Here is a 12,751-nt window from a genome sequence, read left to right on the forward strand (position 1 = left end):
GATGTTCCGTGTCCGCTGGTCGTCGGACGCCTCGTTCCAGGACCGGCTGGACCGGCTCGACGCCCTTGTCGAACAGTGCGAGCAGCGCGGCGAGCGGGTGGCGCTCGTTGGCGCCTCCGCGGCGCCGGCGCGGTGCTCGCCGCGTACGCCCGGCACCGCTCGATCATCGCCGTCGTCATCATCGCCGGGAAGTTCCTCGAACCCGAGGACATCCTCAAGCCCGTCCTCGACCACAACGCACCGTTTGCGGAGTCGATGTCGGCGGTGCCGAAGCTTCTGGAAGACCTCGGCCCGGAGGACCGGGCCAAGATCCTGAGCCTGCGCTCGGCCCGGGACGGCGTGGTCGACGACGAGGACACGCTGCTGGAGGGCGCCGTCAACGAGACGATGCGTGTGGTGGGCCACGTGATCGCCATCGGCTACGCGCTGATGTTCCAGGCCCGCAGGGTGGTCCGCTTCTTGCGCGACGCCATGACGGACTGACCCGCACACGTGCCAATCCCCGGCCCGGGGTGCTAGCGTGTCTCACATCGTGAGCATCTTTACCTGTTCCTGCTGTCGCCGCTGAGCGGTCGCCCACAAAGCGACCCCCTGGCGCGATTCATCGCGCCGCCGACAGCAGCTCCTGCTCACATCACATCCACGTGCTCGTGCCGGGCTCCTGCGACCGTCCTTCCGGACGGTCAGGGAACACGCCTGGCGGAGGTATCGGCGGATGTCGGGGCGGCCGCCGTCGGCGCACCCACCCGGCATCCATCGAAAGGACCCTCTCATGCCCGGCATCCCCGTACTGGACCTCTCGCTGCTCGACGGCGACCCCGACGACCAGGCGCGATTCCGTGACGAGCTGCGCCGCGCCACCCACGAGGTCGGCTTCTTCTCCCTGATCGGGCACGGCGTCCCGCGCGACCTGATCGACCGCGCCTACGCCACCGCGCGCGAGTTCTTTGCGCTCCCCGAGGAGCAGAAGCGCGCGATCGAGAACGTGCACAGCCCACACTTCCGCGGCTGGACGCGGATGGGTGGCGAGCGCACGCTCGGCCGCGTCGACCAGCGCGAGCAGATCGACATCGGCGCCGAGCGCCCCGCGGTTCCTACCGGGCCCGGCACCGCAGACCACTGGATCCTGGAGGGCCCGAACCTGTGGCCCGAGTCCCTGCCCGCGCTGCGCGAGGTCGCCGAGGAGTGGCTGACCCGGCTCGACGGCGTTGCCACACGCCTGCTGCGGGCGTGGGCGGAGGCGCTCGGAGCGCCGTCGGGCACGTTCGACGCCGTGTTCCAGCGGCCCTCGCCGCACCTGAAGATCGCCCGCTACCCGGGCGTCGAGGCAGCCACGCCCGCACAGGGTGTCGGCGCGCACAAGGACCTGGGTGTGCTCACCCTCCTCTCGGTCGAGGACGGCAAGGCCGGCCTGCAGGTGGAGAAGGACGGCGAGTGGCTCGACGTCGTCCCGCCCGCCGGTGCGTTCGTCGTGAACATCGGCGAGCTGCTCGAGATCGCGACGGACGGCTACCTCAAGGCGACGCTGCACCGCGTGATCTCCCCTGCGCCGGGTACCGAGCGCATCTCGATCCCGTACTTCCACGGGCCCGCGCTCGACGCCACGATTCCGACGATCGACCTGCCGACGGCGCTCGCCGCCGATGCGCCCGGCGTGACCGTCGACCCGGCCAACCCGCTGCACCCCGTGTTCGGCGACAACTGGCTCAAGAGCCGGCTGCGCGCCCACCCGAACGTCGTGGAGGCGCAGCACCCGCACCTCCTGCAGACCGTGTGACGGTCCGGCCGGACGCGTAACGCGTGCCACCTGTGGTCCAGGGCGTCGGCGTCGGTCCCGGGGAAACAGTTACTCCTGGGACTGTGTTGCCGAGAGTGGACATTGTCTACTCTCGGCAACACAGTCCGGATGCGTGAAGTCTCCCCGGGGCGCGAAGTAGCAAGGCTTACGGACGCTTCAGAAACCGTGCGCGTCCGGGCCCTTGTCTCCACGAGACGGGGCTCCGCACACTCGGACCATGACGACCTCCCAGGACACCTCCGCCGCCGTCGCGCACTTCGCCGGGCGGCTCGCCTTCGAGACCGACGTCGCCGACGTCCACGCAGACCTCGCCGCGGGCACGCCGTTCACCCTGGTCGACGTCCGGTCCCAGGAGTCGTGGGACCAGGGCCATGTGCCCGGCGCCGTGCACCTGCCCGGCGGCAAGGTGCGCCTGCGGGCCGGGCAGATCATCAACCGGGACCTGCCCGTAGTCACGTACTGCTGGGGACCCGGCTGCAACGCGGCGACCAAGGCGGCGCTCGAGTTCGCGAAGCTCGGCTACGAGGTCAAGGAGATGATCGGCGGCTTCGAGTACTGGGTGCGCGAGGGGTTCGCCTACGACACCTCGGACGGCCCGGTCCAGCCGGAAGCGGACCCGCTCACCGCCCCCGCTGGGGCCTAGGCTGCGGGCATGAGCACAGCACTGATCACCGGCGGGTCTGCCGGCCTGGGTCTTGAGTTCGCGCGGCAGCTCGCCGCCGACAAGCACGACCTGGTGCTGGTGGCCCGCGACGAGGAACGGCTGAACACCGTCGCCGAAGAGCTCCGCTCTGCCACGGGGGTGGCGGTTGAGGTGCTCCCCGCGGACCTCTCGGTGCCCGACGACGTCGCGCGCGTCGCGCAGCGGCTGGCCGTCGTCGGCGGCCGGCCCGAGGACGGCGAGCTGCGTCCCGTCGGCTTGCTCGTCAACAATGCGGGCTTCGCCACCAGCGCGAGCTTCACCAAGGGTCGGGTCACCACGGAGCGCCGCGGGATCGACGTCATGGTGAAGGCGGTGGTCGAGCTGACGCACGCCGCCGTCGGGCAGATGCTCGAACGGGACCGCGGCACGATCCTCAATGTCGGCTCGGTAGCCGCCCTCACCGCGGGTGGCACGTACGCCGCCGCCAAGGCGTACGTGCGGACCTTCACGGAGTCGCTCGCGGTCGAGCTCAGGGGCACCGGCGTGACGGCGACGCTGCTGTCCCCCGGGTTCACGCACACCGAGTTCCACGCGCGGGCGGGCATCTCCGAGTCGTCGATAGTCCCGGAGTGGGGCTGGCTCGACGCCGAGGACGTCGTGCGGGTCGCACTGGCGGACGCCCGCCGCGGCGTCGTCCTGTCCACGCCGTCGGTGCGTTACAAGGTGGCCGCCGCATTCCTGCGGGCCGCACCCCGCTGGGCGGTCCGGTCCGTCGGCAAGTACCGCTGACGGAGCTGACGCCGTCGACGGGCGGTGCCGCTCAGGCGCCTGTCAGAGCCAGCCGACCTTCTTGAAGATCCGGTAGAAGACCGCACCCAGGCCGACCATCGCGGCGATCGCGAGCGGGTAGCCCAGGGGCCAGTGCAGCTCGGGCATGTAGTCGAAGTTCATGCCGTAGATCGTGCCGATCAGGGTCGGCGCGAAGAGGATGGCCGCCCAGGCGGAGATCTTCTTCACCTGCTCGTCCTGCTTGAGCCCCTGCTCCGACATGCGGCGCATCTCCTCGTTCTGCTCCTGGGTCACGAGCGTCGAGTGCACGTTGAGGGCGTTCGTCAGCAGTGCGCGGAACGTGTCCGACGTCTCCGCGTGCTTGACGGCGTGGTCCAGCACGTTGCGCAGGTCGCGGTGCATCTCGACGTAACCGGGGTCGTGCTTGGTGTCCGGCTGCCCGGCCTCTTCGTCGTGCACCTCCCGCACGATGTCGACCAGCGGGTGTGTCGCGCGCTGCAGCCCGATCACCTCGCGGGTCACCCCGTAGATCCGCAAGGAGACCTCCGGGTCGCGGGAGAAGAGCTGGTCCTCGATCCGGTCGATGTCGGCGCGCAGCCGCATGACCACTGGCCGATAGGTGTCGACCACCTGGTCCAGCAGGGCCGCGAGGATCGCGGCGGGACCCCTCCGCAGCACGTTCGGCTCGGACTCGAGCCGCGCGCGCATGGAGGCCAGGTCGGGGGTAGCGGACCGCCGGATCGTGACGACGAAGTCCGGGCCGACCCAGGCGTGCACCTCGCCGAACTCGACGCGGTCGACAAGACCGTCTCCGTCGTCGTCCACGTTGCGCGCGGGGTGCAGCACCACGTACAGGACATCGTCGTACAGCTCGATCTTGGGCCGCTGGTGGGCGTTGATCGCGTCCTCGACGGCGAGGCGGTGCAGTGAGAACTCCTGGGCGACCGCGCGGATCTCCTCCGGCTCCGGCCACGCCAGGTCGACCCAGGCGATGCCACCGCGCTCGCGCGTGATCTCGCAGGTCTCCTCGATGCCGGCCGGGTTGGCCGTGCGCTTGCCGTCCACGTACACCGCGTTGTCCATGATGCTCACAGCAGAACCCTCCCAGAGGTCGGCGGCAACCCGGACCGCCGTATTCTTGCACCGTGACCTCTGACTTCTCCCCGACTAGCTTCTCCCCGACCCCGCGCGAGCAGCTCGTCGAGCTCATCAAGGAGCTCGCCGTGGTGCACGGCAAGGTGACCCTGTCCTCCGGCAAGGAGGCCGACTACTACGTCGACCTGCGCCGCATCACGCTGCACCACCGGGCCGCCCCGCTCGTCGGGCACGTGCTCCTGGACCACCTCGAGGAGGTCGGGCTCGGCACGGCCGAGATCGACGCCGTCGGCGGGCTCACCCTGGGAGCCGACCCGATCGCGGACGCGCTGCTGCACGCGGCGGCCTCGCGGGGGCAGGACCTGGACGCGTTCGTGGTGCGCAAGGCCGCGAAGGCGCACGGTATGCAGCGCCAGATCGAGGGGCCGGACATCGCCGGCCGAAAGGTCGTGGTCGTCGAGGACACGACCACCACTGGTGGCTCGCCCATCGCGGCTATCGAGGCGGCCCGGGCGGCGGGCGCGGAGGTGCTGGGCGTGGCGACGATCGTCGATCGCGCGACCGGCGCCGGCGAGAAGATCGAGGCGCTCGGCGTGCCCTACCACTACCTGTTCGGGCTGGCGGACCTCGGCCTCTCCTGATTTGCCGATACCGAAATCTGGCTGTCTCAAGATCACTCCTACCTGGAGACTTTTGCCTACCAGGACGGTATCTTTACCTCATGGGTACTTTTGTCGCTTTAGTCCTGCTCGTTGTCGGCGTGGTGGCGTTCACCGTTGCCGCGGCGCGGCTGATGAAGCGTGGGCGTTCGCAGGACGTCGCGCAGTGGGCTGAGGCGAACGGCTGGGAGTACATCGGCCAGGACCCGACGCTCGCCCAGCGGTGGAGCGGCAAGCCGTTCGGCATCGGGCTGGACAACGAGGCCAGCGACGTCCTGCGGGGGAACGTCGACGGCCACGACATCGTCTCGTTCACCTACACGTGGCGTCCCGGCGCACCCGGCACCAACAGCCGCCGCCCCGGCCTGCGCCGCACGGCGCACGTCGTCGCGCTCGATGCCTTGCCGGGCGAGCCGGTGGTCGAGCTGCTGCCGGAGGGCATCCGCGAGAAGTGGCAGAAGCTCTTCGGCGCGCAGGACGTCCAGATCGACAACCCGGCGTTCGACGGGCAGTGGCTCGTGCGGACCTCCGACGAGGTGTTCGCGCGCCGCGCCTTCGACGCGCGCCTCGCAAACATCGTCATGCTGCCCGACTTCCACGGCTCCCGGCTGCGGATCGAGGGGCCGTCGATCATGCTGTGGCGGCCCGGTCGCACCGACGTGACGACCCTGGCCGAGCGGGCCAAGCGGGTAGCGGACGTCGCCCGGATCGTGCTGCCCATGGAGAAGGGTGGCCCGCGGTTCGAGTCGGGCGGCAAGATCGACGGCTTCGGGATCCCCGGCCTGACCTGACCCTCGCGGGGTCCGCTGACCGCCTGCATCTCTGGTGGAGACGGCGGCCGATAGGCTGCAGTACATGACCGAGCGCACCACCGAAGCCTGGCTCACCGACATGGACGGCGTGCTGGTGCACGAGGGCACTGCCCTCCCCGGCGGCCCCGAGTTCATCAAGGCGCTGCGGGAGAAGGACCTGCCGTTCCTCGTCCTGACGAACAACTCGATCTTTACGCCGCGCGACCTGCGCGCCCGGCTCGTGTACAGCGGGATCGACGTGCCGGAGCAGAACATCTGGACCTCAGCCCTGGCCACTGCCCAGTTCGTCTCGGACCAGATCCCGAACGGCAGCGCCTACGCAATCGGCGAGGCGGGCCTGACGACGGCGCTGCACCAGGCGGGCTACACGCTCACCGAGTCCGACCCGGACTACGTGGTGCTCGGCGAGACCCGCACCTACTCGTTCGAGGCCATCACCAAGGCCATCCGGCTGATCGTGAACGGCTCCCGGTTCATCTGCACCAACCCGGACGTGACCGGCCCCTCACAGGAGGGGCTGCTGCCCGCCGCCGGCTCGGTGGCGGCGATGATCACGGCTGCGACCGGTCGCCAGCCCTATTACGTGGGCAAGCCGAACCCGGTGCTCTTCCGGTCCGCGCTCAACCTGATCGGCGCGCACTCGGAGTCGACGACGATGGTCGGTGACCGCATGGACACGGACATCCTGGGCGGCATGGAGGCGGGCCTGCAGACGTTCCTGGTGCTCACCGGATCGACGTCGGCCGAGGAGGTCGAGACGTACCCGTTCCGGCCCAGCCACGTGGTCAACTCGATAGCCGACCTGGTCGACCTGGTCTGACGGGCATGACCAGCACGCCCGATACCGATACCGAGCCCGAGGTCGGCGTCGGCCCTTGGCCGGGTTCCCTGCCCGACGACGCTCGCTACGATCCTGAGCTCCTGGCCGACGGCGACCGGCGAAACGTGGCCGACCAGTACCGGTACTGGTCCGTGGAGGCGATAGTCGCCGACCTCGACACCCGGCGGCACCCGTTCCACGTGGCGATCGAGAACTGGGCGCACGACCTCAACATCGGCTCCGTGGTCCGCACCGCCAACGCGTTCAACGCGGCGGGTGTGCACATCGTTGGCCGACGCCGATGGAATCGCCGCGGCGCGATGGTCACCGACCGGTACCTGCACGTGACCCACCATCCGGACGCCGAGGCGCTGGCCGGCTGGGTGGCAGCGGCGTCAAGCACCTCGCCCCTCCGCCTCCCGATCGTCGGCATCGACAACGTGCCCGGCTCCGTGCCGATCGAGGGCTACGAGCTCCCGCGCGAGTGCGTCCTGCTGTTCGGCCAGGAGTCGACCGGCCTGACGGCGGAGGCGCAGGCGGCGTGCGACGTCGTCCTGCACATCACGCAGTACGGCTCGACCCGGTCGATCAACGCGGGCGCCGCAGCGGCGATAGCGATGCACGCGTGGGCCATGCAGCACGCGTAAGCCTCGCCGGCGTCCGCGGATGAACCGCCCGCTCGGGTGAAAACCACAGTGTTTGAGCCGTTCGACTGTCGAACGGCCGCACACGGCTGCCAAAAGATCGTGGCAAGATCGATGCTGCAACCCGGGCGGCCTTGGAAACTCTCGCGACCGCCCACCTCACCAGTCGTTTGGAGTTTCGCAGATGCCCATCGCAACCCCTGAGGTCTACGCCGAGATGATCGACCGGGCGAAGGCCGGCAAGTTCGCCTACCCCGCGGTCAACATCACCTCGTCGCAGACCATCACTGCCGCTCTTCAGGGCTTTGCCGAGGCGGAGTCGGACGGCATCATCCAGGTCTCCGTGGGTGGCGCCGAGTACGCGTCGGGCTCGACGGTGAAGGACCGGGTCTCGGGTTCGCTCGCGCTGGCGGCCTACGCCACCGAGGTCGCCAAGGGCTACGGCGTCAACATCGCCATCCACACCGACCACTGCACGGCCGACAAGCTCGACTCCTGGGTCCGGCCCCTGCTGGCGATCGAGGCCGAGCAGGTCAAGAACGGCGGCCTGCCGACGTTCCAGTCGCACATGTTCGACGGCTCCACCGTGCCGATCGAGGAGAACCTCGTGATCGCCGCCGAGCTGCTCGAGCTGTCGCAGGCCGCGCGCACGATCCTCGAGATCGAGATCGGCGTGGTCGGTGGCGAGGAGGACGGCCACACCGCCGAGATCAACGACAAGCTGTACACCACGCCCGAGGACGGCCTGGCCACGGTCAGGGCGCTCGGTTCGGGCGAGCGCGGCCGTTACCTGACGGCCCTCACGTTCGGCAACGTGCACGGCGTGTACAAGCCGGGTGCGGTGAAGCTCCGCCCGGAGATCCTGCTGGACATCCAGAAGGCGGTCGGCTCGGAGATCGGCAAGGAGAGCCCGTTCGACCTCGTGTTCCACGGTGGTTCGGGTTCGACGGCGGAGGAGATCTCTGCCGCGGTCGACAACGGCGTCATCAAGATGAACATCGACACCGACACCCAGTACGCGTTCTCGCGCCCGGTGGCCGACCACTTCTTCAAGAACTACGACGGCGTGCTGAAGGTGGACGGCGAGGTCGGCAACAAGAAGGCCTACGACCCGCGCGCCTGGGGCAAGTCGGCGGAGAAGGGCATGGCCGCCCGCATCATCGAGGCCTGCCAGCAGCTGCGCTCGGCGGGCCACAAGCTCTGACCGAAGGTTCGGCTGATCGGTAAAAGGTCAGGTGGTCGGTAACTCGAGTTACCGACCACCTGACCTTTTACCGATCACGCGCTCTCAGGAAGCGGACGGGCCGCCGACACCTGCCGGGGTTGGGGCCCCGCCGCCTGGTGGCGGGCCCGCCGGGTCGTCGTCGTCCAGCTCGAAGCCCGGGTCCTCGTCCACGATGTCGAGGAGGTCGCCGATCCGCGTCACCTCGAGCAGGAAGCGCACCGTCGGGGGTGCGCGCAGCACGCGGACACGGTGCGGGCTGCGGCTCGCGAGGCGGGCGAGGAACGCGACGCCGGACGAGTCCATGAAGGTCACATGGTGCGCGTCGATCTCGACCGGGAGACGCGACTCCTCGGCCGCGGCGGTCGCCTCGTGCAGATCGCCGCCGATATCGGCGTCGATCTCTCCCGAGAGCACGATCCGAGCGCGGGAACGGCCCACGATGACGTGGATGCTGGCGGGCTCGCCGATCTCGGTGTTCTGATGGCCGGGGTCCTGCGGGCTCCCGCCCTGCGGACCGCGCGGGGGGTCGTAGGTTCCGTCCTGCACGGTTCTCCTTCCGGGAGCAGTGGTCGTGGCGCTGTGTGGGTCCGATGATAGAGGCTGAGGTTCAGATCTCGGACCGTCCCAATCTACGGTTGAATGTCCTGCTGGAACAGCACCTCAGGCAATAGCTACCGTTGGGAGGGCATTTTGACCGATTCATCCGGTCTGACACCGTCCTCTCCGCCGCCGCGGCACCCCGGCCTCTCCAATTTCGGCCTTGGTCCGACTCCGGACGGGACGAACGGTAGAACGAACGGAATTCTTGACGGCAGCGACTCCGGCTCGGAGCGGCCGACGACGCCTGCCGCCGCGAGCGTGCCCCCGAGCGTCCAGCCGGGCGCCCGCGGTTCCCACCGCGCGCCGGAGACCGAGCCGCGCCGGCACCTGGCCGCGACCGGCATCCCGCGCACCATGCCGCCGTCGGTCGGCGACGTGATGCTCCGCGCCGCCGTGAGCGTGGGCCTCCCGGTGTTCCTGACCGGCCCCACCGAGGACGGCATGCCCATGCTGTGGGCCAACAGCGCCTTCGAGCACTACGCGGGTGTGCGGTTCACCGATTTCGCCGGCTTCACGGTGCGCCGGCTCGGCGAGATGCTCGTGGAGCCGCAGGATCTCGAACGGATGACGGAGCTGGTGAACGCCGGCCAGGAGGTGCACGCGACCGTGCGGTCCCACCTGCGCGGCGGCACGCACGGCTGGGCCCAGCTCACGCTCACCCCGGCCCGCGCCGGGCACAGCGACCGCATCACCCACTGGGTCGGGTTCAGCGTGGACGTCTCCGACCACGTGGACCGGAACAACGCCCAGCTCGCCAGCCTGGAGAACGAGCGGCAGCAGCGCGAGGACCTCGACCTCATCGCGCAGACCACCGAGATCCTGACGGACCTCGAGTACCCGTACGCCCTGCGCGACATCGCGGAGCTGCTCCAGTCGATGGTGCGCTGGGCAGGCTTCTACGTGAACGACGACGGCCTCCGGCACGCCGCCGGGGTCGACGTCGCGGCGCCGCCGAGCGGCCGCGGCCGCCGTCATGCCCGGTACATCGAGGGCGACAACATCGCGGACAAGACCCGAGGACACCGACCGCAGACCGACGCCCTCGGCGACTCGGTCACGACCGGCCCCATGCCGATCCTCGAGGTGGTGGACTCGGTGCAGGACTTGCTCGACGGCGTGCTGGACGGCCCCGTCACGCTGCACCTCGACATCCCGCACGCGCCGCACTCGGCGTCGGGCTGGCTGCAGCGCGACCTCACGCTGCGCCTCGCCGACGAGCTGGGCAAGGCTCCGGACTCCGTGGTGGTGCACCCCGTCGCCGGGCGGCGGGACGTGCTTGGCCTGGTCGTGATCGTGCCCGACGAGGACGAGTCGGGCGACTACGTCGAGCTGGACGAGCCCGACGCGCTGCGCACCGTGGTCGAGGTGGTGGCCCGCCGCGCGGGCAGCGCCATCGACAACGCGCGCATGTACGCGCGGGAGCACCGCCTCGCCGAGACCCTGCAGCGCGCCATGCTCCCCGAGCAGGCCGACGTCGCGGGCCTCGACGTGTGGACCTACTACGCCCCGAACGCGGAGCACGCCCAGGTGGGCGGCGACTGGTACGACGTGCTGCAGATCTCGCCGGACCTGGTGGGCCTGGTCATCGGCGACGTCGTGGGCCACGACGTCGAGGCCGCGGCCACCATGGGCCAGCTGCGTTCAGTGGTGCGCTCCTACGCCTTCGAGCTGTCCACGCCGAGCCGGGTGCTGGAACGCGTCGACCAGCTTGTGGCGGGCATGGGCATCCCACGCTCGGCAAGCATGGTGTACGCCTCTCTGAAGCGCGAGGAGGAGCCGGACGTCTGGACCATCGGCTACTCGCGTGCGGGCCACCTGCCGCCCCTCCTGCTGCGTGACGGAGAGGTGATCAAGCTCGACGAGGGCGGCGGCGCGCTCGTCGGCTTCGGCTCACGCGAGCGGACCACCGGCGAAGTGCTCCTCCAGCCCGGCGACACGCTCCTGTTCTACACCGACGGTCTCATCGAGCGGCGCGACCGGTCCCTGCGGCTGGGCCTGGAGGCCCTGCTGGAGACGGCCTCGGCCATCACGGCGCGCGACGCCGCCGGCGTTGGCGAGGAGCTGCTCTCCCGCCTGGCCGACGCGCCGGAGGACGACGTGGCGATCGTCGTCGTCCGTATCCCCGACCCGACCGGCGACGCCGGGGAGACCGCGCTGTCGCCGCGCTGGCGGCGCTGGATGCTGCCGAGCGAGCCGTCCTCGATCGGCCGGGCCCGGCACGCGGTGCTGCGCACCTGCCAGGCGTGGGGCATCGAGGAGTCCGCGCAGGCCGAGCTTGTGGTCTCAGAGCTCGTGGCGAACGGTGTGCTGCACGGCTGGGGGCACATCGCGCTGCGCCTGTACGACACGGGCGACGGGCTGCGCATCGAGGTCGAGGACAACAACCCGGCGCCGCCGGTGGCGACCGACGGGCACCCGAACCGCCTGGGCGGCTTCGGCATGCAGATCGTGGACCGGCTGGCCGAGTGGGGCTGGCGCCCGTCGGGCAGCGGAAAGCTGGTCTGGGCCAAGCTCCGCCGCCAGCCCACCCCACCCAAGTAGCTTTGTTGTGGGCGCGACCGCCCCGCCTAAAGCGGGCAGAAGTTCGCAACCATCACGCCCACAACCAAGCATTCTTGCTGGTGGTGGAATGGATAACGTTTTATGCCGTGGACACGTCGTGGTGCGATAACGGAGCACCGTCGTCGTCCCGCGAGGTCAGCACTGCGAATCCCGAGTCGGGGGCGGACGGTTCGCACGAGTGCTCGTCGTCCACGCGGAAGAGCTCCATCGCGCCGCAGACCTCGAGCACGAACAGGTCGCGCTCGTCGGCCCCGCGGATGACTGTGGCGCCGCCGCGCTTGCGGCCGGCGTCGGCCAGCGAGATGAGGAACGCGGCCCCGGTCGAGTCCATGAACGTGACCCGGCACATGTCGATGACCAGCAGCTGTCGGCGCAGGCCGACGACGCGCGCCGCGATCTCCGGGAACTGGTCTCGTTCGGCAAGGTCGAGGTCGCCGGCGATCACGAGCGTCGTCGTCGTGGGAGACGTCGCGATCTCGATCATGTGTCGAGCGTAACGACAGAAGCCCGATCGCACCGGATGAAAGGCAAAATTCGCCGTCTGGCCCACGCCCCGGGGTAATCCGGTGCGCCCCGCTTTGTCCCTCGACACCCGGGAAGTGTGAGAATTCCAGCATGACCACTCAGAAGAACCTGCTGGACGGCCCGGCCGCGACGCTGCTCCCCGACGACTACCCCGCGGCCCGCGAGCGCCTGACCAGTGGCGACGACCCGGTGGCGGTCGCGGCGTCGGCCCCGGCGTCGTCCCTTGTGTGGGCGGTCCTGGCGGAGGGTGCGCTGGCGGTGGGCAGCGACGCGGCGAACGTGGCGGCCTACGCCTACGCGCGCACCGGCTATCACCGCGGGCTGGACGCGCTGCGCCGGGCCGGCTGGCGCGGGCAGGGGCCGGTCCCGGCGAGCCACGCGCCGAACCAGGGTTTTCTCCGGGCGCTGCTCGCGCTCTCCGAGGCGGCCCGCCTGATCGGCGAGGCGGACGAGGCGGAGCGCTGCGCGAAGTTCCTCGTGGACTCGGGCACGTCTGTGGACGAGGTCCGCACCCTGGCGTCCACCACGAAGTAGACTCGGGCGCGGCCCGCGGGCGCCAGGACGGCGCACGACGCGGAG

14 protein-coding genes are annotated in these 12,751 nt (G+C 70.1%); 11 read left to right on the forward strand and 3 right to left on the reverse strand.

Annotated elements, in window-relative coordinates:
- The first annotated feature begins 75 nt into the window (after positions 1-75).
- The 4 genes from AB1046_RS17700 (at position 76) to AB1046_RS17715 (ending at position 3,230) form a co-directional block, all read left to right on the forward strand.
- Positions 76-483 (forward strand): hypothetical protein, encoded by a 408-nt coding sequence (locus AB1046_RS17700; protein ID WP_369370608.1) that lies wholly within the window; start codon positions 76-78, stop codon positions 481-483.
- Positions 484-772: 289 nt separating this feature from the next.
- Positions 773-1,777, forward strand: a complete 1,005-nt coding sequence (locus tag AB1046_RS17705; RefSeq protein ID WP_369370609.1) for an isopenicillin N synthase family dioxygenase — start codon at positions 773-775, stop codon at positions 1,775-1,777.
- Positions 1,778-2,015: 238 nt separating this feature from the next.
- Entirely contained in the window at positions 2,016-2,441 is a 426-nt protein-coding gene (locus tag AB1046_RS17710) for a rhodanese-like domain-containing protein (RefSeq protein WP_369370610.1), read from the forward strand.
- A gap of 9 nt (positions 2,442-2,450) precedes the next feature.
- On the forward strand, positions 2,451-3,230 hold the full coding sequence (locus AB1046_RS17715) for an SDR family NAD(P)-dependent oxidoreductase (protein ID WP_369370611.1): 780 nt from the start codon (positions 2,451-2,453) through the stop codon (positions 3,228-3,230).
- A 42-nt stretch (positions 3,231-3,272) separates the two neighbouring features.
- On the opposite strand, the gene AB1046_RS17720 is transcribed toward AB1046_RS17715, so the two are convergent.
- Positions 3,273-4,322, reverse strand: a complete 1,050-nt coding sequence (locus tag AB1046_RS17720; protein WP_369370612.1) for a magnesium and cobalt transport protein CorA — start codon at positions 4,320-4,322, stop codon at positions 3,273-3,275.
- Between the two features lie 53 nt (positions 4,323-4,375).
- On the opposite strand from AB1046_RS17720, the gene pyrE reads away from it, so the two are divergent.
- The 5 genes from pyrE (at position 4,376) to fbaA (ending at position 8,464) form a co-directional block, all read left to right on the forward strand.
- Entirely contained in the window at positions 4,376-4,966 is a 591-nt protein-coding gene (gene pyrE, locus AB1046_RS17725) for an orotate phosphoribosyltransferase (RefSeq protein ID WP_369370613.1), read from the forward strand.
- Between the two features lie 80 nt (positions 4,967-5,046).
- Positions 5,047-5,775 carry a hypothetical protein gene (locus AB1046_RS17730; RefSeq protein ID WP_369370614.1) on the forward strand — a complete coding sequence of 243 codons (729 nt, stop codon included), beginning with the start codon at positions 5,047-5,049 and terminating at the stop codon, positions 5,773-5,775.
- Positions 5,776-5,839: 64 nt separating this feature from the next.
- A complete protein-coding gene (locus AB1046_RS17735) occupies positions 5,840-6,616 on the forward strand; it encodes an HAD-IIA family hydrolase (protein ID WP_369370615.1) in 777 nt (258 codons plus the stop codon).
- Between the two features lie 5 nt (positions 6,617-6,621).
- Positions 6,622-7,263 (forward strand): TrmH family RNA methyltransferase, encoded by a 642-nt coding sequence (locus AB1046_RS17740; protein WP_369370616.1) that lies wholly within the window; start codon positions 6,622-6,624, stop codon positions 7,261-7,263.
- 181 nt (positions 7,264-7,444) lie between these two features.
- A complete protein-coding gene (gene fbaA / locus AB1046_RS17745) occupies positions 7,445-8,464 on the forward strand; it encodes a class II fructose-bisphosphate aldolase (protein ID WP_369370617.1) in 1,020 nt (339 codons plus the stop codon).
- An 84-nt stretch (positions 8,465-8,548) separates the two neighbouring features.
- On the opposite strand, the gene AB1046_RS17750 is transcribed toward fbaA, so the two are convergent.
- Complete coding sequence (locus AB1046_RS17750; RefSeq protein ID WP_369370618.1) at positions 8,549-9,031, reverse strand: STAS domain-containing protein; 483 nt, start codon at positions 9,029-9,031, stop codon at positions 8,549-8,551.
- Positions 9,032-9,343: 312 nt separating this feature from the next.
- Between AB1046_RS17750 and AB1046_RS17755 the strand changes: the two genes are divergently transcribed.
- Positions 9,344-11,626, forward strand: a complete 2,283-nt coding sequence (locus AB1046_RS17755; protein WP_369370619.1) for a SpoIIE family protein phosphatase — start codon at positions 9,344-9,346, stop codon at positions 11,624-11,626.
- Positions 11,627-11,726: 100 nt separating this feature from the next.
- Here the strand turns inward: AB1046_RS17755 and AB1046_RS17760 are convergent, their stop codons facing one another.
- Positions 11,727-12,131, reverse strand: coding sequence for an STAS domain-containing protein (locus AB1046_RS17760; protein WP_369370620.1), 405 nt, complete (start codon positions 12,129-12,131; stop codon positions 11,727-11,729).
- A gap of 131 nt (positions 12,132-12,262) precedes the next feature.
- On the opposite strand from AB1046_RS17760, the gene AB1046_RS17765 reads away from it, so the two are divergent.
- Positions 12,263-12,706: a DUF3151 domain-containing protein gene (locus tag AB1046_RS17765; protein WP_369370621.1), complete on the forward strand. Its 444-nt coding sequence runs from the start codon at positions 12,263-12,265 to the stop codon at positions 12,704-12,706.
- Positions 12,707-12,751 lie beyond the last annotated feature (45 nt).

This window comes from Promicromonospora sp. Populi (assembly GCF_041081105.1).
Classification (GTDB): domain Bacteria; phylum Actinomycetota; class Actinomycetes; order Actinomycetales; family Cellulomonadaceae; genus Promicromonospora.